The sequence below is a fragment of the Parolsenella sp. LCP21S3_E11 genome (genome assembly GCF_052118165.1).
Lineage (GTDB): Bacteria > Actinomycetota > Coriobacteriia > Coriobacteriales > Atopobiaceae > Parolsenella.
Window position 1 is genome coordinate 52013 of record NZ_JBQKHS010000001.1, and the last position, 20867, is coordinate 72879.

Below are 20867 nucleotides of genomic sequence, written 5' to 3' on the forward strand. Positions count from 1 at the left end.
CCATAATTGCCCTGTGAGCGGCGTGGGGGCTTGTCCGCCCTGTGTCTGGGGCGGGTCGGTCATTGCCCAACGAATCTGGCGGGACCGGGAGGCGAGCGGCGTGATGCGCAGTGAAGACAACGGGACCAAGGCGGTGACGGCTGGGCGCACCGTCTCGATGGTTGATGTGGCGCGCCTCGCGGGCGTATCGCAGCAGACGGTCTCTCGCGTGGCGAACAACATGCCCAATGTCAGCGAGAAGACGCGCAGGCGCGTTCAGGAGGCTATGGACCAGCTCGGCTTCCGCGTGAGCTATGCGGGTCGCTCGCTCAGGGATGGCAGGTACCATTCCGTTGGCTTCTGCGTGAACGACATCACGGAGTTCGGTAACCTCTCTATGCTTGACGGAATCACCGCCGCCGCGCGAGACCGCGGTTACGCCGTCACGCTTATGGAGATTAGCAAGGACCAGAACTTTAGCCTCGAAGAGGCCACGCGCGCGATGTCCGCGCTGCCTGTCGATGGCGTCATCTTCGGCATGAGCCGTCTCGCGCCAGACTTCGAGGAGTTTACGCCGCTTGCGGGCCTTCCTTCGGTGATCGTCTCCATGTATGCGCACCCACGCTGTACGACGGTCGACTCTGACCAGTACCGTTGCGCCCTCACGCTCATGGAGCATCTCTTCTCGTATGGTCACCGCGAGATTCGCTATGTTGCCGGCCCCGAGTTCTCCGTGGACGAGGTTTTTCGCCAGGCTGGTTGGAGGGACGCCCTCCAGGAGAGGGGGCTCGCCGTGGTCGAGCCCACGCGTGGAGACTGGTCTGCGAATAGCGGCTATGAGGCGGCATGCCAAATGCTCGAGCATGACCATGACTTCACGGCGGTCTTTGCCGCGAACGACCAGATGGCAAATGGCGTCATCTGTGCCCTGCGCGATCATGGGCTGCGCGTTCCGGAGGACGTGAGCGTCGTCGGCGTCGATGACTCGCTCGTGGACTATGTGCCCAACTGCCAGCTCACCACCGTGCGCTTCGACATGAGCGAGCGTGGGCGCACCGCCTTCGAGCATGCCGTGCCGGAGGATCCGGTAAACAACCAGGTCGTTGCCGTGCGCATTCCCGGCAAGCTTATCGAGCGTGGCTCCGTTGCCCGAGCGAGAGCATAGTGTAGACATTGTGTCGTCAGGCGCCTCGCGTCCCGAGCAGGTCCTCGAGAATCTCAAGGCCCTCGATGGGGAGGCGTGGAGTGCGGAAGAGCTCGCACGTGTTGACGAAGCGGCCTTTGGCGGGACCCTAAAGCTGAAAGCTAAGGACCTACCTGCACGCTCGTAGTGCCACTCGCGGCGCAAAATTCGACCGTTCGGCAACAATCCGAGTCTCGCTGAGTTGTGCGCGCGGCGAGAATGTTAACGTACTCACATGAAATGGCAACTCAGGAGTGGTCAACTTTTATTTCCAATGCGTTACTCTTGAGTCCGAAGCGGGAGAATTCTCGCCAACCGTCAAAAGGCGCGCGAATTGCGCGCAAAAAGGAAAGGGAGATCGTTATGGCAATGTCTCGTCGTAAGTTCCTCCAGGTCTGTGGTCTTGGCCTGACCACCGTCGCTGCTGGCAGCCTCGTTGGCTGCGGCGGCTCTGACAACAGCGCCGCCACCACGGCTGCTGCTGGCGGAGATGTCGCCAACAAGGACAAGCCGGTCGTCTTCTTCAACCGCCAGCCGTCCAACAGCTCCACCGGTGAGCTCGACATGACCACGCTCAACTGGAACGCCAACACCTACTACGTCGGCTTCGACGCCAACCAGGGCGGCGAGCTCGAGGGTCAGATGGTCGTTGACTACATCAAGGAGCACATCGACACCATCGACCGCAACGGCGACGGCGTCATCGGCTATGTCCTCGCCATCGGTGATGTGGGCCACAACGACTCCATCGCCCGTACCCGTGGTTGCCGCAAGGCCCTCGGCACCGCTGTCGAGAAGGACGGCGCCATCATCTCCGAGGCCGCCGGCACCAACGTTGACGGCTCCGCTACCGTCGTCAAGGACGGCGAGCTCGAGGTCAACGGCAAGAAGTACATCGTCCGCGAGCTCGCCTCGCAGGAGATGAAGAACTCCGCCGGCGCCACCTGGGATGCTGCCACCGCTGGCAACGCCCTGGGCAGCTGGGCCACCTCCTTCGGTGACCAGATCGACGTCATCGTCTCCAACAACGACGGCATGGGCATGGCCATGTTCAACGCCTGGTCCAAGGAGAACAAGGTCCCGACCTTCGGCTATGACGCTAACTCTGACGCTGTCGCCGCCATCGCCGAGGGCTACGCCGGCACCATCTCCCAGAACCCGGCCGTCCAGGCTTACCTGACCCTCCGTCTGCTCCGCAACTCCCTTGACGGCGTTGACATCAACACGGGCATCTCCACAGCCGACGATGCCGGCAACGTCCTTGCCGAGGATGACTACAAGTACAGCGAGGAGGATCGCTCTTACTACGCGATGAACCTCGCCGTCACCGCCGAGAACGCCGACAAGTTCGCCGATGCCACCGCTCTGTATGACGGCGCCCAGGCCCAGCTTGACTCCTCCAAGAGCCCGGAGAAGAATGTCTGGCTCGACATCTACAACGCGGCCGACAACTTCCTGTCCGCCACCTACCAGCCGCTCCTCCAGAAGTACGACAAGCTCCTCAACCTCAAGGTTGACTACATCGGTGGCGACGGTCAGACCGAGTCCAACATCACGAACCGCCTCGGCAACCCGGGCGAGTACGACGCCTTCGCCATCAACATGGTGAAGACCGACAACGGCTCCTCCTACACCTCGCTCCTGGCGTAGGTCTAGCTATCGTCCAGCTTTAACGTTGGCGCTGGGCCGGGGAGGGGTAGGTCCTCTTCCCGGCCTTTTCCCGGTAAGGGATGAGTACGTTATCAATTTCTAGGGGTAAAGAGGGGTGATCAAATGGCGGATGAGCAAGAGGACTACGTCCTGCAAATCAAAGGGATGAGCAAGTCGTTCGGCCGTAACAGGGTCCTCGATCACATCAACCTCAATGTGCGTCGTGGCACCGTGATGGGGCTCATGGGCGAGAACGGCGCAGGCAAATCCACCATGATGAAGTGCCTGTTTGGCACTTACCAGAAGGACGAGGGTGACATCATCCTCGACGGCAGGGAGGTGAGCTTCTCCGGTCCTAAGGACGCGCTCGAGAACGGCGTGGCCATGGTCCACCAGGAGCTCAACCAGTGCCTCGAGCGCAACGTGGTAGACAACCTGTTTCTGGGTCGCTATCCCGTTAACGGCGCCGGCATCATCGACGAGGCCCGCATGAAGAAGGAGGCCTCGGACCTGTTCCGTCGCCTCGGCATGACGGTCAACCTCACCCAGCCGATGAAGAACATGAGTGTCTCGCAGCGCCAGATGTGTGAGATCGCGAAGGCAATCTCGTATAACGCCAAGGTCATCGTGCTCGACGAGCCCACCTCGTCGCTGATGGCTCAGGAAGTCGAGAAGCTTTTCCAGATGATGCGCATGCTTAAAAGCCAGGGCATTGCGCTCGTCTACATCTCCCACAAGATGGACGAGATCTTCGAGATCTGTGATGACATCTCCGTGCTCCGTGACGGCAACCTCGTCATGACGAAGCACACCTCAGACACGAATATGAACGAGCTCATCTCGGCCATGGTCGGCCGCTCGCTCGAGAACCGCTTCCCGCCGGTCGACAACGAGCCCGGCGAGCCGATCCTCTCGATCCAGCACCTGTCCACCAAGTTCGAGCCGCACCTGCAGGACATCACCTTCGATGTTCGCAAGGGCGAGATCTTTGGCCTTTATGGTCTGGTGGGCGCCGGCCGAACCGAGTTGCTCGAAACGATTTTTGGCGTGCGTACGCGTGCTGCCGGTCGCGTCTATTTTCGCGATCGCCTTATGAACTTCAACAACGCGCGCGACGCCATGGAACACGGTTTTGCCCTCATCACCGAGGAGCGTAAGGCCAACGGCCTGTTCCTCAAGGGCGACCTGACGTTCAACACCACCATCGCCAATCTCAACCAGTACAAGAGCGGCGTTGCGCTCTCGACGGACAAGATGGTCCGCGCGACCGCCAAAGAGATCAAGACGATGAACACCAAGTGCATGGGCCCCGACGACCTCATCTCGTCGCTTTCGGGCGGCAACCAGCAGAAGGTCATCTTCGGCAAGTGGCTCGAGCGCGGACCGCAGGTCTTCATGATGGACGAGCCCACGCGCGGCATCGACGTTGGTGCGAAGTACGAGATTTACGAGCTGATCATCAAGATGGCCAAGCAGGGCAAGACGATCATCGTGGTCTCTTCTGAGATGCCCGAGATCCTCGGCATCACCAACCGCATCGGCGTCATGTCCAACGGCCGACTTTCCGGCATCGTGAACACGTCCGAGACCAACCAGGAAGAGCTTCTGCGCCTGAGCGCCAAGTACCTGTAACAGGAGGGAGTCTGATCATATGGCCGCACCCAGCGGAAAGATTCTCTCGATCGACGATGAGGCAAAACTCATCCAGCCGATCGATGAGTATGTAAGCACTATCCAGAGCAAGGTCGACGAGCTCCGTGCCGAGGGCACGACGAAGGTCGTCACCCTTCAGACCAGCATCGACGTCACCAAGTCCGATCGCGTCCTCACCAAGGCCGAGCGCGACGAGGCCATCGCCGAGTACAGGGCCGAGATGGAGAAGGCCAAGAAGGTCGAGGCCGCCAACAAGCCTGAGGTCGACAAGCTCATCGCCGACGCCGAGGCATATCTCAAGCAGCACTTCGACTCCGAGTACTACGAGCCCGTCAAGGCCAGCTGCGCCGCGCAGAAGGTCGAGGCCAAGGCCAAGTACGAGAAGGCGCTCGCCGACCTCGCCGAGGAGCACAAGCAGACCCTCGCAGGTCTCTCTGATTCCAGGGAGGTCAAGGAGGAGAACTACATTTACAAGAACCGTCAGTTCGACGCCAAGGTGACCTACACCACCGAGCTGCAGCAGATCAAGGATCGCCAGCACGAGGCCTTCGCCTATGAGTACCACCTCATCGACATGCTGCGCATGGGCAAGTTCACCTTCGCCGAGAAGCAGGCGCAGAAGCGCGAGAACTACCTCTACACGTTCAACACGCGCAACTTCTTCCTGAAGAACGGCCTGTACATCGTCATTCTTCTCGTGTTCATCGGCCTGTGCATCGCCGCCCCGATCGTCAAGGGCACGCAGCTGCTCACCTACCAGAACGTCCTTAACATCCTGCAGCAGGCCTCGCCGCGCATGTTCTACGCCCTTGGCGTCGCCGGCCTGATCCTGCTTACGGGCACTGACCTTTCGATTGGTCGTATGGTCGGTATGGGTATGACCGCCTCGACGATCATCATGCACCAGGGCATCAACACGGGTTCGGTCTTTGGTGTCGTCTTCGACTTCACCTCGGTCCCCCTCGTTCCGCGTGCGCTTCTCGCCCTCGTCGTCTGCATTTGCCTGACGACGATGTTCACGACCATCGCCGGCTTCTTCACGGCGCGCTTCAAGATGCACCCGTTCATCTCCACGATGGCCAACATGCTCATCATCTTTGGCCTCGTGACCTATGCCACCAAGGGTGTTTCCTTCGGTGCCATTGAGGGTGCCATCCCGGGCATCTTCATCCCGAAGGTCAATGGCTTCCCGACGATCATTCTCTGGGCCGCCCTCGCCGTCGCAATCGTTTGGTTCATCTGGAACAAGACGACGTTCGGTAAGAACCTCTACGCCGTGGGTGGCAACCCCGAGGCCGCTGCCGTCTCCGGCATCTCCGTCTTCGGCGTCACCATCGGTGCCTTCGTGCTCGCCGGCATCCTCTATGGCTTCGGCGACTGGCTCGAGTGCATGCGCATGGTCGGTTCTGGCTCCGCCGCTTATGGTCAGGGTTGGGACATGGACGCCATCGCGGCCTGCGTGGTCGGCGGAGTTTCCTTCACCGGCGGCATCGGCAAGATTTCGGGCGTCACGGTCGGCGTGCTGATCTTCACCGCGCTTACCTACTCCCTCACCATTCTGGGCATCGACACCAACCTGCAGTTCGTGTTCTCCGGCATCATCATCCTCACTGCCGTCACGCTCGACTGCCTCAAGTACGTCCAGAAGAAGTAGGCCCCCCTCGGCTCCCGCTCGAATGGCTTGCGGGCGGGAGCCACCCCTTTTGCTTCGCTTGGCCCGTGAGTGGAAATTGTCCTTGTGCGATATGTAGGACGAGCGGGCAAGGCGCGCCTCGTCGCGTTTGTACGGCTCATGCGGAAGCGCGCCCCATCGACCTCGCATGGCATGTGAATCGTGTTCCCGCCTCAGAGACGGAAGGCATGGTCATGAAGAAGATCGTTCTGTGTTGCACTCTTAGCGTTACCTCGAGCGTTATTGCCGCCAAGATGCGTGCGCTCGTCGAGGGGCGCAACCTTGATATCGACATCAAGTCGATGCCGGTTGGCGAGGCCGTCGATCACGTGGAGGACGCTGATGTGATTATGCTGTCTCCCGCGGTCGATTTCGCGAAGACGGCATTTGAAGAGGCGGGTGCTAAGAAGGTCGTTACTATCGCTCCTGATGAGTACCAGCCTCAGCGGGCCGCCCTGCTCCTCGATATGGGACTCGCCGCTCTCGGTAGTTGTTAGCGTCACCTGGCCTGAGCCATGCTCCCCTTCCTGGCGTCGCTTGAGGCCAGTTGCTACATACGCGCCCGTGCAACCTCCCTGCACGGGCGCTTTTGCGTTTTGGGATGGGTGCTGCGCGAGCGCTGACGGGCCGGTTCATTTTTGGGTTCTCTTTCGGGTGCGCGGTTGCAAGTGGCAGTGTGTGTTGCACGCGCTTGCGGGTGCCTTGCATGCGCCTGCCTAAAACAAGAGGACGGGCCGCTCCGCTGGGAGCGACCCGTCCTTTGCTTGCGCGTCAACGCGATATGGTGCAGGCGTGGCTCGAGTGGCCACTTGCGCGCTTGTCTCGCCTTAGAACTCGGCGTTGCCGACCGTGCGCGGGTGCGGGATGACGTCGCGGATGTTGCCCACGCCCGTCAGGTACATGACGAGGCGCTCGAAACCGAGGCCATAGCCGGCGTGCTTGCAAGAGCCATAGCGGCGAAGGTCGAGGTAGTACTTGTACTGCTCGGGGTTCATGCCAAGGTCGGCGATGCGCTGCTCGAGCAGGTCGAGGCGCTCCTCGCGCTGGGAGCCGCCGATGATCTCACCAATGCCGGGAACCAGGCAATCCGCCGCGGCGACGGTCTTGCCGTCATCGTTCATGCGCATGTAGAAGGCCTTGATCTCCGCCGGATAGTCGGTCACGAAGGTCGGGCGCTTGAAGTGCTCCTCGGTGAGGAAGCGCTCGTGCTCGGTCTGGAGATCGATACCCCAGCTGACGGGATAGTCGAACTTGTGGCCATCGGCGACGGCCTTCTCGAGGATCTCGACGGCCTCGGTGTAGGTGACACGCGCGAAGTCGCTCGTCGCGACGTGGTGCAGGCGGTCGAGCAGGCCCTTGTCAACGAACTTGTTGAGCATGGCGAGCTCGTCCGGGCAAGTCTCCATGACGGTGGTGAGGACGTACTTCAGCATGGCCTCGGCGTTGTCCATGTAGTCGTTGAGGTCTGCGAAGGCCATCTCGGGCTCGACCATCCAGAACTCGGCTGCGTGGCGCGTCGTGTTGGAGTTCTCGGCGCGGAAGGTGGGGCCAAAGGTGTAGACGTCGCCAAAGGCCATGGCGAAGTTCTCGGCGTTGAGCTGGCCGGAGACGGTGAGGCTCGCGTGCTTGCCGAAGAAGTCCTGGCTCCAGTCGACATCGCCGGCGACGAGCTCGCCGTTACTGGCGGCAGCCTGCTCCTCGGTCACGAGCGGCGGGTTCTTCGGGTCAAGCGTGGTGACGCGGAACATCTCGCCCGCGCCTTCGCAGTCGCTCGTGGTGATGAGCGGGGTGTTGACGTAGACGAAGTCTCTTCCCTGGAAGAAGCTGTGAATGGCCGCGGCAGCCACGGAGCGGACGCGGAACACGGCGCGGAAGAGATTCGTACGCGGACGGAGGTGCTGCTGGGTGCGCAGGAACTCGACCGTGGCGCGCTTCTTCTGGAGCGGGTAATCCGCGGCGCAGGCGCCCTCGACGGTGATGGTCTCCGCGGTGAGCTCGAAGGGCTGCTGGGCGTCGGGCGTGAGCTTGACGGTGCCCGTGCAGACGAGCGCCGTGTAGCCGGAACAGCGCGAGATTTCGTCATAGTTGGCGAGGGCTTCGCGGTTCATGACGACCTGGAGGTCCTTGAAGCAGCTGCCGTCGTTGAGCGTGACGAAGCCGAAGTTCTTCATGTCGCGGACGGACTTGGTCCAGCCGGCGACGGTGACGGTCTTGCCGTCAAGCTGCTCCATGTTGCGATAGAGCTCGACAATCTTGGTGCGATTCATGTTCTCTCCCTTATTGAGCTCGCTCGAGCGAGCGCCCATTCCGAGAGAAGATGATAGCAGGGTACGGCAATTGTTCGGCGGGGCGCAGGCGGCACGGGCCGACGCGCGGGGCGTCCGCCGCGTTTTGGCCGAGGTGGCTCGCCGGCGGCTACGGGCGGCGCCTAACCGTGGTAGCGCTCGAAGAAGTTGAGGGCGTTTTCGTAGCAGAGCTTCGCGGTGACGTCCTCGCCGAAGCGCTTCTCGAGCAGGCACTGGAAAACGGGCATTTTGTCTGCGTCATCGAGCAGGTCTGGGACATCCGCGCCGTCGAGGTCCCCGCCAAGCGCGATGGCGTTCTCTCCACCAAGGTCGAGCCAGTGTTCAATGTGGGCGGCGATCTGATCGAACGTGACGGACTTGCCCGTCGCGCCCCTGGCGCCCTCCGCGAGGAAATAGCTGCAGTAGTTGAGGCCAACGACGCCACCGCGAGCGCAAATCTCGGCAAACTCGGCGTCTGTGAGGTTACGCGGGTGGTTGCAGACGGCGCGGGAGTTTGAGTGGCTCGCGACGAGCGGCTTGTCGGTCGCGCGGGCGACGTCCGCGAAGGACTCGTCGTTCAAGTGGGAGACGTCGACGGCGATGTTATGGCGGCCCATCTCGGCGAGCACTTCGCGTCCGAGCGAGGTGAGGCCTTCATGGGTGTCGTTGCCGCTTGCGAGGGGGCCTGCGGCGTTCCATGTCAGCGAGGCCATGAGGAGGCCGTCTGCGGCATAGCGCTCGACGAGTCCGAGGTCCGCGGCAAACATGCGGGCGTTCTCGATCGTGTGGACGGCCGCCACGTGTGGCTCGTCGCCGCCCTCGAGTACGCCGCGGAGCTGGGATGCCGACGCCACAGGGATGACGCGCCCGGCGTTGCGCTCAACCTCGTGCGCGAGGTGGGTCATTACGCTCCCGTGAAAGCCCGTGGCCTGCTCGGGCGAGAGGGCATCGGGCACATAGCAGGCAAAGCATTGCGCCCATGGCGTGTTGCCGATCTTGTCAAGCGAGATGTGGCAGTGGCTGCTCGCAAGGTCTCGGCACGCGGATGGGTCGTCTGCGTCTCCAGATCCGTAGAAGTCCATGCCGCACGTCTGCTTGATATCGTCCGGGAGGAACTGCCAGGCCAGGCGGTCTGCCGTATCGCAGTGCAGGTCAAAGATGGGGTAGCTCATCGTGTGCTCCTTATGTCCGAGCCACTCGCGAGCTTGCGCCGCGGGCGCGCCCGGCTCGATGCCTGGGACAGTTTTACTCCGTGGGCGCACTCTCGCCAAACAGCGGGAGGATTGCATTGAGATAGTCGGTTGCGAGGTCGCGCGGCGTGGCGGCAAAGTCGTTCCATGCCCACCAGCGCACCATGCCCACGAAGCTCGCGGCTATGTGGTGCAGCAGAAACGAGCGGTTCATGCGTGCGGCCGCGCCCCTGGGGCAGGCGGGGACGGCGGCATCCGCGCGGGTGACGATGGCGTGGCGCAGGCAGTCGGCGAAGCGCTCGGAGCCCTCGTCGACGATGAGGGCATGCAGCCCGCCCCTGCGGTGGAGGAGGTTCTCCAGCACGCGCTCGGTCTGGACGAGCGGCGAGACAGGCGTTGCCGCGCCCATGTCGAGCGCGTGGTCGCACAGAGCGCAGACCTGGGCTTCGAGCAGGTCGTCCTTGCTGTGGAACTGCGCGTAGAACGTGGCGCGTCCCACACCGGAGCGCTCGAGGATGTCCTGGACCGTGGTCTTCGCATAGCCCCGCTCATCGATGAGTTCGACGAATGCGGTCTCTATGGCCTCGCGGGTGCGCTGGCGTCTCTTGTCCATCTCTATGCCTCTCGCGCGTCGCCGCTGCGTGCGTTAACCGCGGCCGCCTGCGTGGCACGGAACACGTCCTGGAACGATGCGCCCGTGCGCTCGCATGCCTCAATGACCGAGGAGTACTCGGGATAGGCCCGCACGTGGCCGTCCGGCATCACGACGAGCTTCGTGGAGACGCGCCCATAGGGCGTCTCGATGTTGTCGGGCGTGCGTGGGAGGGCATGACGGCGCATGTCCATGGAGCGGATGCCGATGGTGGTGGTGTTCTCGAAGATGATGCGCTCGAGCGCGGGCGCGAGCTCCCCATCGCAGATGACCTCGAGCTGGTGACCCGGGCGCCCCTTCTTCATGACGATCGGGATGGCGTGCGCCTCGCGAGCGCCGGCGGCCATGAGCAGCTCGATGACGCGGCCGAGCGCCTCGCCGGTGCAGTCGTCGAGGTCGCTCTCGAGCTTCGTGACGGTGCTGCGGTCGCCGTCGCCCGCGTCGTCGCTGCCCGCGGATGCGATGAGGACGGCGCGCAGCACGCCCGAGCAGCTCTCGTAGGCGCGCTTGCCGGCGCCGTAGCCCACGCGCTCGATGGCGTAGCTCGCGGGAAGGGCGCTGCCCGTGCGCAGCGCGGCGACGATGGCAGCACCCGTGGGCGTAACGAGCTCGCCGGTGACGGGCGCGGGCACAAGGGCGATGCCAGCCGCCTGGCACAGGTTCACCACGGCGGGCACGGGAACGGGCATGATGCCGTGGGCGCAGCGGATCGTGCCGTGCCCCTCAGCAAGCGAGGGCACGATGACCTCGGTGACGTCTAGGTCGTCGAGGCAGATGGCCACCGAGCAGATGTCGACGATGGAGTCGATGGCGCCTACCTCGTGAAACATCACGGTCTCGGGTGTGGCGCCGTGTGCCTTCGCCTCGGCCTCTGCGAGCTTCCCGAACACGGCGTGGGCGAGCTCCTTGGCGTGTTCGCTCATGGCCGAGGCGTCGATGATCGCGCAGACGTCCGCGAGCGAGCGGTGCTCGTGATGGTGATGATGGTGCTCGTGTGCGTGATCGTGCTCCGCCGAGTGCTCATGCTCGTGCTCGTGTATGTGTGCGTGTTCGTGATCGTGATCGTGCTCGTGCGCGTGCTCGTGATCGCTGGCGTCGAGGTGGCCGTAGAGCCAGGCCATGTCGTGGTCGTGGTTCTCGTGTGCGGCGTCGAGGCGAACGTCAAAGTCGCAGGCGTCCAGTCCGCTTTTCCTCACGCGGGTTACGGCTACGTCAAAGCCGTGGGCGGGTAGCGTGGAAAGCGCCTCGCGCAGGCGCTGCTCGCTCGCGCCGAGGTCGAGCAGCGCCGCGACGGTCATGTCTCCGCTGATGCCGGAACTACAGTCAAGGTAGAGGGTCTTGCCCATGGTGCTCCTATCGCTGGGCGTCCGCCGGGCGGGCGTCGTGGGTCTGCGCCGGGGTTCGCCCCGGCAGGTGGTTGATGAGGCTCGCCTGGTAGCCGGCGCCGAACCCGTTGTCGATGTTCACGACGCTTACGCCACTCGCGCATGAGTTGAGCATCGAGAGCAGGGCGGAGAGGCCGCCGAGGTTGGCGCCGTAGCCCACGCTCGTGGGAACGGCGATGACGGGACACGAGACGAGTCCGCCGATGACACTCGCGAGCGCCCCCTCCATGCCGGCCACGGCCACGATGACCTGCGCGCGGGCGAGCTGGTCGGCATGGGCGAGTAGTCGGTGCAGGCCCGCCACGCCCACGTCGCGCACGCGCTCGACGTGGTTGCCGAGAAACTCGGCCGTGAGTGCGGCCTCCTCGGCCACCGGCAGGTCGCTCGTGCCCGCGCAAGCCACGACGATGGTGCCGTTGCCGCTTTGCTCGGGCATGCCGCCCGCGATGGCGATGCGGGCATCGGCGTGGTACTCGAGGGGCGTGCCGCTCTCCATGAGCTCGCGGGCCCGCTCAAACTTCTCGGCGGACAGGCGCGTGACGAGCACGTGGCGCTGGCCTGCGGCGATGAGCGCGTCCACGATACCGGCGACCTGCTCGGCCGTCTTGCCCTCGCCGTAGACGACCTCGCCTGCGCCGCACCTGGCGCCTCGTGTGAGGTCGAGCTGCGCATAGCCGATGTCTGCCACTTTGGGTGTGACGGTTGACCCCGGCACCTTTGTCATCTCTGCTACGCCTTCTCTCGGGCGAGCGCGGCGGCCTCGGCCGGGCTCGGCTCAATGTTGCCGTCCGTGCGAACACGGTCTGCCGCGTCCGGGTGGGAGGCCATGAACTTGTCGACCGTCTTTTTCAGCGACTCGGGTGTGATGGCCTCGCCCCTGTCGAAGTAGGCGCCGTAGCAGGCGTAGCTCGGCTTGTTGGCCGTAGGCAGCCCCAGCTTGGCGGAGTTCTCGCGCACCTGGTCCTTCGTGAGGCCGGCTTCGCGCAGCGGCGAGCGCACGCCAAGCTCGTGGATAGCGCGGAATCCCGGCCTGCGGTCCTCGCGGTCGCTTGCGTTCGTGCCGTCGAGCAGGACGGTACGGCCGTCTGCACGCATGTGCTCGAGGATGGTGCCGAACACCATGGACTTGCAGTGGTAGCAGCGGTCCCAGGGGTTGGCGCGCAGGTCCTCGTGGCCGTCCCAGATGTTGATGGGGATGATTTCCTGCTCGGCGCCGAGCATCTTGGCGATTGTCACGGAGTCATCGGTGTCTCGCGTGATCTGAAGGTCGTCGAGGATTGTGTAGGCCTTGACGTCGTAGCCTTCGCGGAGGAGCTCCGCGAGCAGGTAGCACGAGTCGACGCCGCCGGAGTAGGCGAGGCCGTAGCGAATGTCCTTGTCGAGGTCGAACTGCATGGATGATGCCTCCTGCATGCTAGTTACGGAACAGTCTGTTCAATCCGTTCGGATACCATTGAACGATAGTACTCTTCTGTTCGACAAGACAGACCTTTTATTTCCATGTGTGCGTGCCGTCGTGGCGCGTGGGGAAGGAGTTTCAAGTGAGCGGTGCGAATGTGACGAGGCGTGCCTTCGTGGGCGGCGGCATAGCGGCGGCGCTTGCCGCGTGCGGCCTTGCGGGTTGTGGCAACGGGGGTGGACGCGCGGACGCCGCGACCGCCTCGGACGTGGACGCCACTCATCAGGTCACGATCGCGATGAGCGCCGAGAACGAGCCGGACGCCGGGTTTGACCCCTGCGTCGACTGGGGCTGCGGCGAGCACGTGCACGAGCCCCTTATCCAGTCGACCCTCATCGTCACCGACGAGGACATGAACTTCACCAACGACCTCGCGACGGACTGGTCATGCTCGCCTGACAAGCTCACCTGGACGTTCAAGATCCGCGACGACGCCACGTTCTCGGACGGCCAGGCACTCACGGCCGCGGACGTCGCGTTTACCATCAACACGATCCGCGGCTCAAAGAACGCCCAGGCGGACCTCTCCATGGTCGCCGACGCCACGGCGCCCGACGCTACGACGGCGCTCATCACGCTCTCCAAGCCCTGCAACACGCTGCTATACACGCTTGCCAACATGGGCATCGTGCCCGAGCACGCCTATGGCCCCGACTACGGCGCCAACCCCATAGGCTCGGGGCGCTACAAGCTTGTGCAGTGGGATCGCGGCCAGCAGGCCATTCTCGAGGCAAACCCGAGTTACTACGGCGAAAAGCCCAACATCGAGCGCGTTGTCGTCGTGTTCATGGCCGAGGACGCTGCCCTTGCCGCCGCGCGCGCCGGCCAGGTCGACATGGCCTACACCTCTGCCACGCTCGCCGACCAGACGATCGAGGGCTACTCGCTCGAGGCCTACGACACCGTGGACTCTCGCGGGATCCAGCTGCCCGTCATCCCGGCGGGCTCCGAGCGTGCCGACGGCGACGTCACCTACCCGGCGGGCAATGACGTGACCTGCAACGTCGAGGTGCGCCGCGCCATCAATCTGGGCGTCGACCGCCAGGCGATCGTGGACGACGTCCTGGGTGGCTACGGCAAGGTTGCTTACAGCATCGGCGACGGCATGCCGTGGGCAAGCGACGACATGCGTTGCGACTATGACCCCAAGGCCGCTAAGGCCCAGCTCGAGGGTGCGGGCTGGGCGCTCGGCGAGGACGGCGTGTACGCGCGTGAGGGCTTGCGCTGCTCTCTTGACCTCTACTATCCCGCCAGCGACTCGGTGCGCCAGTCCATGGCCAACGCCTTCGCGAATCAGATGGTCCAGATCGGCATCGAGGTCAACACGCACGGCGGCAGCTGGGACGACCTCTACCCCCATGAGTTCAGCGACCCCATCACCTGGGGCTGGGGCTCCAACTCACCCTCTGACGTCTACGAGCTCAGCCACAGCTCGGGCGCGATGAACTACTCGTGCTACTCGGACGCTACCGTGGACGCCTATCTCGACGAGGCGCTCGCCGCCGATGACGTCGAGGCGTCCTACCCGCTGTGGCAGCAGTCCGAGTGGGATGGCGTGGGCGGCATTGCGCCCGCCGGCGACGCCACGTGGGTGTGGCTCGCCAACGTGAGCCACCTGTACTGGAAGCGCGACGGCCTCACCGTGGCCCGCCAGAAGCTGCAGCCCCACGGTCATGGTTGGTCCGTGCTCAACAACGTCGACCGTTGGAGCTGGCAGTAGCCGATGGGAAGGGGACTGTTGGAGAGAGGGTCTGCGGAGGCGGGTCCGACGGGGGCGAGGCCGACAAGGGCCCTGCCGAGATGGGCGAGGGCACTGCTGCGCCTCGCGGCACTGCTTCTGGCCACAAGCGTCGTGACGTTCGCACTCGTGGGGGCCTCGCCCGTTGACCCGGTAAGGGCCAACGTGGGGCAGGCGTCCTATGCCCACATGAGCGTCGGACAGCGCGAGGAGCTCGAGCAGTACTGGGGTTCCTCGACGCCCATATGGCAGCGCTATGCCCACTGGGCAGCAGGTGCCCTTCGCGGCGACCTCGGGGAGAGCCTACGCTTCGCTCGGCCCGTGACGGAGGTCGTGGGGGAGCGCTTCGCGAGCTCGGCCGCTCTCATGCTCGCCGCCTGGCTGCTCGCCGGTGCCGGCGGGCTTGTGCTCGGGATCGCGATGGGGATACGAGAGGGCGGCACCCTTGACCGCGTGGCCCTTGGCACGTGCTACCTGCTCTCCTCCACGCCGGCCTTCTGGCTGGGCCTTCTGGCCCTCATGGTCTTCTGCGTGTGGCTCGGGTGGTTTCCGCTGGGATTCTCGGTGCCTGTGGGCGTGGCGGCCTCGCAGGTGAGCTGGGCGGACAGGCTCCATCACCTCGTGCTTCCGGCCCTGGTGCTTGCCGTGTCCAACATGCCCGGCATCGCTCTGCACACGCGCGAGAAGACGATTGACGTCATGGCGAGTGACTACGTGCGCTTTGCGCGCAGCCGGGGCGAGTCTGGCCTCGCGCTACTTGCCCGTCATGGGTTGAGAAATCTCGTCGTGCCCGCGCTCACGATCGAGCTGTCGAACGTGAGCGAGGTGTTTGGCGGCTCGGTGCTCGTGGAGCAGGTGTTCTCCTACCCCGGCCTTGGCCAGGCGGCCGTCACGGCGGGCCTCGGCGGGGACGCGCCGCTGCTCGTGGCCATCGCGCTTGTCTCGGCGCTCGTCGTGTTCGTGGGCAACGCCCTCGCGGACGTGCTCTACGGCGTCATCGACCCGCGCGTGCGTGGGTGGGAGGCGAGGTCTCGTGGGTAGTGTCGTTAGCACGTCCCAGGCGCGCGTGGCGTGCCCCGGGCCCCGCGGCGAGGGCGGGTGCCATGGCGAGGACGGCTCCCGCACCGTGTTCCACACGCCCGAACGGGGTCGCCTGGGCAACCGACGCCTCATGCTCGTCGGCCTCGTGGGGGCCTGCGCGCTGCTCGCGCTCGTTGTGGTCGCGGGCAGGTGCCTTGCGGGCGTCGCCGTGGCGAGCGACTTTACGGCCAAGAACCTCGCACCGTGCGCCGCACATCCCTTTGGTACGGACTGGATGGGTCGAGACATGCTTGCCCGTACGCTTGCGGGCCTTTCCACCTCGGTGTTCGTGGGTCTGCTCGCGGCGGCGTGCTCGGGCGTCATCGCGTTTGCGCTCGCCTGTGTGGCGGCTCTCGGCGGTAGGGTGGCAAACGCCGCCGTGTCGTGGCTTGTCGACCTCGTTATGGGCATCCCGCACATCGTGCTCCTCATTCTCGTGAGCTATGCGCTTGGCCGCGGCGCCGTGGGTGTCACGGTTGGCGTGGCCCTCACGCACTGGCCGAGCCTCGCGCGCGTCCTGCGAGCAGAGATTGTGCAGCTGCGCGAGCAGCCCTGGCTCGCCTCGGCGCGCGCCGCGGGCGCCACGCCCTGGCAAGTCGTGCGCGGCCACGTGCTGCCGGCGGTGCTTCCGCAGCTGCTCGTGGGCGTCGTTCTGATGTTCCCGCACGCGATCCTGCACGAGGCGTCTATCACGTTCCTCGGATTTGGCCTTTCGCCGGATGAGCCCGCCGTGGGCGTGATCCTGTCGGAGTCCATGCAGTACCTCTCCGCGGGGTACTGGTGGCTCGCGGCGCTGCCCGGCGCGGCGCTGCTCGTCGTTGTTCTCGCGTTCGCATGCTTGGGCTCGCTGGCGCGCGCCCTCGCGTCGGCACGTTCGTCGCAGAGGTAGGGGAGGCTCATGGACGCTTTGCAGACGGGTGGCCATGCCGTGGCTCACGTGACCGGCGAGCTGCACCACCATCACAGCCATGCGGGCTCCTCGCATCATGCCGGCGGGCACCACCTGCTCGCCGTGGAGCACCTGAGCGTGGCGTTCGATGACTACGACCCGACCGCCCCGTACTTCTCCGGCGCTCGCTGCCGCGGCGAGGTGCTGCACGACCTCACGCTCTCCGTGCACGAGGGCGAGCTCCTGGCCGTTGTGGGGGCGAGCGGCTCGGGAAAGACGGTGCTCGCAGACGCCCTCATGGGCCAGTACGAGACGAACGCCGAGGTGACGGGCTTCATCTGGTTTGACGGCACCGCGCAGGACGCAGCGTCGCTTGCGCGGCTGCGGGGGCACGGGATCTCGCTCGTGCCGCAGGGCGTGGATAATCTCGACCCGCTCATGCGCGTGGGCGATCAGGTCCGCGGCGTGTCTCGTGGCTCCTCGCGTGCCGAGCGAAGGGCGGACGCCGCGCGCAGGCTGGCCCGCCAGCGCGAGCTATTTGCCTCGTATGGGCTGGGCGAGCAGGTCGAGCGCCTCTATCCACACCAACTCTCCGGCGGCATGGCGCGGCGCGTGCTGCTTATGTGCGCGCTCATGGAGGAGCCGCGCCTCATCATCGCCGACGAACCTACGCCGGGCCTCGACCTTGACCTTGCGGTGCATGCCCTCCACGACCTGCGCGCCTTTGCGGACGCGGGCGGCGGCGTGCTGCTCATCACGCACGACATCGAGCTTGCGCTGCGCGTTGCCGACCGCGTGGCGGTATTCCGGGATGGCACGGTCGTGGAGGAGACGGGCGTGGGGAGCTTCTCGGCTCCGGAGCTGCTGAGGCACCCCTTCTCGCGTGCCCTGTGGCATGCGCTGCCGGGCCACGACTTTGCGACGTTTGGTACGGTTGGCGACGATCTGGAGGTGGCCCGATGAGCCTCGAGGCACGAGACATCTCCTTTCGCTACCCGTGTGGGCGCGAGTTGTACCGAGGTCTGAGCCTTTCGGTGGAGCCGGGGGAGCGCGTGGCGCTCACGGCCCCGTCTGGCCGCGGAAAGACGACGCTGTGCCAGCTGCTTGCTGGCTATCTGGTGCCTGCGTCTGGGTGTGTGCTCGCGGACGGCGAGCCCGTGCGTCCCATTGCGCGCCTGCGGGGCGAGGCAAGCCCCGTGCAGCTGCTGCCCCAGCATCCCGAGCTGGCGTTTGACCCGCGGGTGAGACTTGGGCGGAGCCTGGAGGAGGTTGCCGGAGCGGGCGAGGCGCGTGCGCGTGCGGACGAGCTTCTCGGTTCGTTCGGCGTGCGCGAGGAGTGGCTCGCGCGGCGCCCGCACGAGCTGAGCGGTGGCGAGCTCATGCGCCTCGCTATGGTGCGCTCGCTGTCCGTGCGACCTCGCTACCTAATCGCCGACGAGTCTACGGCCATGCTCGACGCCGTGACGCAGGCCGAGCTGTGGCATGTGCTGATGGACCTACAGGAGCGCGACGGCTGGGGCCTCGTGCTCGTCTCGCACTCCCCAGCGCTCGTTAGCCGTGTGGCCACGAGACGTGTGGAGCTGCGGTGACAAAGGCGGCCCTGCCCCATCGCGCCACCACGCTGTGCGGTGACAAAGGCGGCCCTGCCCCCGCTGCGCGGTGACAAACGACTCCGACACCATTGCCATGGTGCCGGGGTCGTTGCATTGGGCTTTGTTGTGAGGTGTTAGGCCGCGAGTGCGGGGTCGTTCTCGGCGGGCTCTCGACGGGCCGTGGCCTGCTCCCAGTCGCGCGTGCCCTTGAAGACGTCGCTCTTGTAGGGATTCACGCCGAGCTTCTTGGCGCGATAGACGATGTAGATGATGGCCGCCACGTTTGCCACGAGCGCGAGTACGGAGACTACGAGCGCGGAGGTGGGATTGAGCGTGGAGTGCGTCACGAAGACGGACTGCTCCTGGAAGTAGGGGAAAACCTGCGCGAACATGCACCAGATGGCAAGCGTGTAGGCGCGGTTCTGGATCCAGCCGCCCTTGTTCCAGAAGAAGTTTGCCACGGTGGGGGCCAGCAGCAACGCAAAGCCGCAGAACCAGGAGTGCGTGGGCAGGCAGTTGTACGTGTAGCAGAAGTTCCAGATGTCATAGGCGATGATATAGACCCACGTCATGTCGGGCCAGAGCATATCCGCCTCGTCCTTGGATGCGTAGACGCTCCACCAGCCGGTCATGCAGAAGATGTTGATGATGCCGGCGATGCCGTTGAACACGTTGTTCCATCCGGCGAGCTGCGTGGCGCCTTCGGACGTGACCCAGGTGGTCTCGCCGAGCGCGATGAAGTGGTAGGCGCTCTCGAAGTCGGAGCACACCGCGATCAGGATGTTGATGGCAACGATGACGAACGGCCAGGCGCGGAACCAGTGGGCGCGGCCGAGTCTGCCCCACTTGTACTTGATGACCATGAAGCCCAGGCAGCCGGCGAGCGCCGCGTAGACCTTGGCGTAGTGGAACCAGCTGTTCTGGTAGACGTGCGTGGGGTTGTTGAGCGCCCAATCGGCCCCCTGTGCCACGCCGATGCCGATGGCCACGCAGTAGACGGTCATGGCGATGGGAAGGGCGCCAAACATGATGAGCCCGCCAACCTTGGAGCGGCGCGCGAACTCATTGGCGAGGATGAGGCCAACGAACACGAGGACCTAGCCAAGCCACTGGAATGGTGCGTTGGTGCCGTAGACGTCGAAGAGCATCGTTTCCTCCTTCTTTTGTCGTGCCGTGGACGGGCACTGTGCATCGCTCGTGGCGCATGAAAAACGGGTCACGGCAACTTCCCATGCCATGACCCGTCCATCTTGTGTGAAATGTGCTGTTGCTGGGCTCATGGCCCGGTGAGGGGCTCGTATGGTGCGCCGGGCGAGTCCTTAGCGGTCGAGTTCCTTGACGACCTTGCCAGAGGTGATGAAGCCGGCGATGGCGAGGACGAGCGAGGCGATGGTCGAGACGCCGGCGCTGCCGATGATGTTCTCGGGGTGAGAGGCAACGGCGACGGCAACGTTGAGCACGCCAAACGCGAGCATGATTACGGTGTATACGCGGAACGGGCCAATCTTGCGCGGAGAGTTGGCGCCGCGGATGCCGAGGACGACGTAGATGACGAAGGCGACGGCGTCGATAAAGCAGAGGATGCCAAGCTGGCGGAGGACCTCGGGGTTGTCGCTGGAGATGACCGGGATGCCGGCAAGGCAGAGCGCGCCGACGACGATGAAGACCATGGCGATCGCCATGGCGATGAAGCTGAGGATTTTAACGGTCTTCTGGGCAGAGGACATGCGGGCCCCTTTCATTGCGATACGGAAGCCTTAACTATATCAACAGTGTGTTTCCAGTGTGAAGATAAAGAAACGGATATATTGCCCTTTGGTTTACGAATGTTTATCCTACCTGGTCTGAAAACCCTCAGCAGTATTGAGGGCGCCATAGACAGGAGACATGAAATGTCCAACATCGGTAAAAAGGTCAAGGTCAACTACCGTGGCACGCTCGACGACGGCACGCAGTTCGACAGCAGCTACGATCGAGGCACGCCGCTTGAGTTCACGTGCGGCGCCAAGCAGATGATTCCCGGGTTTGACTTTGCCGTTGCGGATATGCAGGTTGGCGAGAAGAAGAACGTCCACCTTGCCCCCAGCGAGGCTTATGGCGAGCATGACGATCAGCTCGTCTTTACGTTCCGTCGCGAGGAGGCCCTTGGCATGGAGCGCATGTCCGTGGGCGACCAGGTTGGTCTTCGCGGGCCGAACAACCAGGTCATTCCCGCGCGCGTGGTCGAGGTGACCCCGGCACAGATCAAGGTCGACGCCAACCACGAGTTTGCGGGCAAGCCGCTCAACTTCGAGATCGAGCTTCTCGAGGTCGAGGAGTAGGGTTGCTGTAGCGTGGCCGTGGCTATGCCGCGACTTCGGGATGGCGGCTTTGGGGCCGAGTCTCCGGGGTCGAGAATTCAGACGGTTTGGTAAGAAAAGCGGTGCCCCTTCGCTCGGCGAGAGCCGAAGGCGAAGGGGC

20 protein-coding genes are annotated in these 20867 nt (G+C 64.4%); 11 read left to right on the top strand and 9 right to left on the bottom strand.

The window, feature by feature from the left end; translation table 11 throughout:
* Positions 1 to 103 precede the first annotated feature (103 nt).
* From ACTQ1Z_RS00315 to ACTQ1Z_RS00335, 5 genes are all read left to right on the top strand, one after another.
* Positions 104 to 1144: a LacI family DNA-binding transcriptional regulator gene (locus ACTQ1Z_RS00315; protein WP_441858777.1), complete on the top strand. Its 1041-nt coding sequence runs from the start codon at positions 104 to 106 to the stop codon at positions 1142 to 1144.
* Positions 1145 to 1525: 381 nt separating this feature from the next.
* Positions 1526 to 2812 (top strand): substrate-binding domain-containing protein, encoded by a 1287-nt coding sequence (locus ACTQ1Z_RS00320; protein ID WP_441857803.1) that lies wholly within the window; start codon positions 1526 to 1528, stop codon positions 2810 to 2812.
* A 123-nt stretch (positions 2813 to 2935) separates the two neighbouring features.
* The gene (locus tag ACTQ1Z_RS00325; protein WP_293837085.1) at positions 2936 to 4444 is read left to right on the top strand and encodes a sugar ABC transporter ATP-binding protein; all 1509 of its coding nucleotides are present in this window, start codon (positions 2936 to 2938) and stop codon (positions 4442 to 4444) included.
* 19 nt (positions 4445 to 4463) lie between these two features.
* The gene (locus tag ACTQ1Z_RS00330; RefSeq protein ID WP_293837083.1) at positions 4464 to 6119 is read left to right on the top strand and encodes a galactose/methyl galactoside ABC transporter permease MglC; all 1656 of its coding nucleotides are present in this window, start codon (positions 4464 to 4466) and stop codon (positions 6117 to 6119) included.
* Positions 6120 to 6331: 212 nt separating this feature from the next.
* A complete protein-coding gene (locus ACTQ1Z_RS00335) occupies positions 6332 to 6634 on the top strand; it encodes a PTS sugar transporter subunit IIB (protein WP_320679161.1) in 303 nt (100 codons plus the stop codon).
* Positions 6635 to 6964: 330 nt separating this feature from the next.
* On the opposite strand, the gene asnS is transcribed toward ACTQ1Z_RS00335, so the two are convergent.
* The 6 genes from asnS to ACTQ1Z_RS00365 all read right to left on the bottom strand — a co-directional run bounded on the left by asnS (position 6965) and on the right by ACTQ1Z_RS00365 (position 13044).
* Positions 6965 to 8404 (bottom strand): asparagine--tRNA ligase, encoded by a 1440-nt coding sequence (gene asnS, locus ACTQ1Z_RS00340; RefSeq protein WP_320679162.1) that lies wholly within the window; start codon positions 8402 to 8404, stop codon positions 6965 to 6967.
* Between the two features lie 161 nt (positions 8405 to 8565).
* Positions 8566 to 9594, bottom strand: a complete 1029-nt coding sequence (locus ACTQ1Z_RS00345) for a dipeptidase (protein WP_320679163.1) — start codon at positions 9592 to 9594, stop codon at positions 8566 to 8568.
* A 73-nt stretch (positions 9595 to 9667) separates the two neighbouring features.
* Entirely contained in the window at positions 9668 to 10225 is a 558-nt protein-coding gene (locus tag ACTQ1Z_RS00350; RefSeq protein ID WP_320679164.1) for a TetR/AcrR family transcriptional regulator, read from the bottom strand.
* Positions 10226 to 10227: 2 nt separating this feature from the next.
* The gene (locus tag ACTQ1Z_RS00355) at positions 10228 to 11610 is read right to left on the bottom strand and encodes a LarC family nickel insertion protein (protein WP_441857810.1); all 1383 of its coding nucleotides are present in this window, start codon (positions 11608 to 11610) and stop codon (positions 10228 to 10230) included.
* A gap of 7 nt (positions 11611 to 11617) precedes the next feature.
* A complete protein-coding gene (larB, locus tag ACTQ1Z_RS00360; RefSeq protein WP_320679268.1) occupies positions 11618 to 12373 on the bottom strand; it encodes a nickel pincer cofactor biosynthesis protein LarB in 756 nt (251 codons plus the stop codon).
* Positions 12374 to 12378: 5 nt separating this feature from the next.
* On the bottom strand, positions 12379 to 13044 hold the full coding sequence (locus ACTQ1Z_RS00365; RefSeq protein ID WP_320679266.1) for a hypothetical protein: 666 nt from the start codon (positions 13042 to 13044) through the stop codon (positions 12379 to 12381).
* Positions 13045 to 13190: 146 nt separating this feature from the next.
* Here ACTQ1Z_RS00365 and ACTQ1Z_RS00370 point away from each other — a divergent pair, with 146 nt between their 5' ends.
* From ACTQ1Z_RS00370 to ACTQ1Z_RS00390, 5 genes are all read left to right on the top strand, one after another.
* Positions 13191 to 14828 carry an ABC transporter substrate-binding protein gene (locus ACTQ1Z_RS00370; RefSeq protein WP_441857815.1) on the top strand — a complete coding sequence of 546 codons (1638 nt, stop codon included), beginning with the start codon at positions 13191 to 13193 and terminating at the stop codon, positions 14826 to 14828.
* Positions 14829 to 15035: 207 nt separating this feature from the next.
* Complete coding sequence (locus tag ACTQ1Z_RS00375; protein WP_320679262.1) at positions 15036 to 15887, top strand: ABC transporter permease; 852 nt, start codon at positions 15036 to 15038, stop codon at positions 15885 to 15887.
* The gene (locus tag ACTQ1Z_RS00380) at positions 15880 to 16815 is read left to right on the top strand and encodes an ABC transporter permease (RefSeq protein ID WP_320679260.1); all 936 of its coding nucleotides are present in this window, start codon (positions 15880 to 15882) and stop codon (positions 16813 to 16815) included. The genes ACTQ1Z_RS00375 and ACTQ1Z_RS00380 overlap by 8 nt, the downstream gene beginning before the upstream one ends.
* Before the next feature lie 9 nt (positions 16816 to 16824).
* Positions 16825 to 17778, top strand: a complete 954-nt coding sequence (locus ACTQ1Z_RS00385) for an ATP-binding cassette domain-containing protein (RefSeq protein WP_441857819.1) — start codon at positions 16825 to 16827, stop codon at positions 17776 to 17778.
* Entirely contained in the window at positions 17775 to 18404 is a 630-nt protein-coding gene (locus tag ACTQ1Z_RS00390) for an ABC transporter ATP-binding protein (protein ID WP_320679255.1), read from the top strand. The genes ACTQ1Z_RS00385 and ACTQ1Z_RS00390 overlap by 4 nt, the downstream gene beginning before the upstream one ends.
* A 137-nt stretch (positions 18405 to 18541) precedes the next feature.
* Here ACTQ1Z_RS00390 and ACTQ1Z_RS00395 read toward each other — a convergent pair whose 3' ends face one another.
* The 3 genes from ACTQ1Z_RS00395 to ACTQ1Z_RS00405 form a co-directional block, all read right to left on the bottom strand.
* Positions 18542 to 19498 (bottom strand): DUF5692 family protein, encoded by a 957-nt coding sequence (locus tag ACTQ1Z_RS00395; RefSeq protein ID WP_320679253.1) that lies wholly within the window; start codon positions 19496 to 19498, stop codon positions 18542 to 18544.
* Between the two features lie 6 nt (positions 19499 to 19504).
* Complete coding sequence (locus ACTQ1Z_RS00400; RefSeq protein WP_320679251.1) at positions 19505 to 19645, bottom strand: hypothetical protein; 141 nt, start codon at positions 19643 to 19645, stop codon at positions 19505 to 19507.
* An 81-nt stretch (positions 19646 to 19726) separates the two neighbouring features.
* Positions 19727 to 20134 (bottom strand): hypothetical protein, encoded by a 408-nt coding sequence (locus ACTQ1Z_RS00405; protein WP_441857824.1) that lies wholly within the window; start codon positions 20132 to 20134, stop codon positions 19727 to 19729.
* A 165-nt stretch (positions 20135 to 20299) separates the two neighbouring features.
* Here ACTQ1Z_RS00405 and ACTQ1Z_RS00410 point away from each other — a divergent pair, with 165 nt between their 5' ends.
* Positions 20300 to 20728: an FKBP-type peptidyl-prolyl cis-trans isomerase gene (locus tag ACTQ1Z_RS00410; protein WP_293814464.1), complete on the top strand. Its 429-nt coding sequence runs from the start codon at positions 20300 to 20302 to the stop codon at positions 20726 to 20728.
* Positions 20729 to 20867: the final 139 nt, after the last annotated feature.

Excerpts from the sequence above, each read along its gene's own strand:
- ACTQ1Z_RS00315 (WP_441858777.1), top strand. The coding sequence starts at position 104 with ATGCGCAGTGAAGACAACGGGACCAAGGCGGTGACGGCTGGGCGCACC.
- ACTQ1Z_RS00320 (WP_441857803.1), top strand. The coding sequence starts at position 1,526 with ATGGCAATGTCTCGTCGTAAGTTCCTCCAGGTCTGTGGTCTTGGCCTG.
- ACTQ1Z_RS00325 (WP_293837085.1), top strand. The coding sequence starts at position 2,936 with ATGGCGGATGAGCAAGAGGACTACGTCCTGCAAATCAAAGGGATGAGC.
- ACTQ1Z_RS00330 (WP_293837083.1), top strand. The coding sequence starts at position 4,464 with ATGGCCGCACCCAGCGGAAAGATTCTCTCGATCGACGATGAGGCAAAA.
- ACTQ1Z_RS00335 (WP_320679161.1), top strand. The coding sequence starts at position 6,332 with ATGAAGAAGATCGTTCTGTGTTGCACTCTTAGCGTTACCTCGAGCGTT.
- asnS (WP_320679162.1), bottom strand. The coding sequence starts at position 8,404 with ATGAATCGCACCAAGATTGTCGAGCTCTATCGCAACATGGAGCAGCTT.
- ACTQ1Z_RS00345 (WP_320679163.1), bottom strand. The coding sequence starts at position 9,594 with ATGAGCTACCCCATCTTTGACCTGCACTGCGATACGGCAGACCGCCTG.
- ACTQ1Z_RS00350 (WP_320679164.1), bottom strand. The coding sequence starts at position 10,225 with ATGGACAAGAGACGCCAGCGCACCCGCGAGGCCATAGAGACCGCATTC.
- ACTQ1Z_RS00355 (WP_441857810.1), bottom strand. The coding sequence starts at position 11,610 with ATGGGCAAGACCCTCTACCTTGACTGTAGTTCCGGCATCAGCGGAGAC.
- larB (WP_320679268.1), bottom strand. The coding sequence starts at position 12,373 with ATGACAAAGGTGCCGGGGTCAACCGTCACACCCAAAGTGGCAGACATC.
- ACTQ1Z_RS00365 (WP_320679266.1), bottom strand. The coding sequence starts at position 13,044 with ATGCAGTTCGACCTCGACAAGGACATTCGCTACGGCCTCGCCTACTCC.
- ACTQ1Z_RS00375 (WP_320679262.1), top strand. The coding sequence starts at position 15,036 with ATGAGCGTCGGACAGCGCGAGGAGCTCGAGCAGTACTGGGGTTCCTCG.
- ACTQ1Z_RS00385 (WP_441857819.1), top strand. The coding sequence starts at position 16,825 with ATGGACGCTTTGCAGACGGGTGGCCATGCCGTGGCTCACGTGACCGGC.
- ACTQ1Z_RS00390 (WP_320679255.1), top strand. The coding sequence starts at position 17,775 with ATGAGCCTCGAGGCACGAGACATCTCCTTTCGCTACCCGTGTGGGCGC.
- ACTQ1Z_RS00400 (WP_320679251.1), bottom strand. The coding sequence starts at position 19,645 with ATGGCATGGGAAGTTGCCGTGACCCGTTTTTCATGCGCCACGAGCGAT.
- ACTQ1Z_RS00405 (WP_441857824.1), bottom strand. The coding sequence starts at position 20,134 with ATGTCCTCTGCCCAGAAGACCGTTAAAATCCTCAGCTTCATCGCCATG.
- ACTQ1Z_RS00410 (WP_293814464.1), top strand. The coding sequence starts at position 20,300 with ATGTCCAACATCGGTAAAAAGGTCAAGGTCAACTACCGTGGCACGCTC.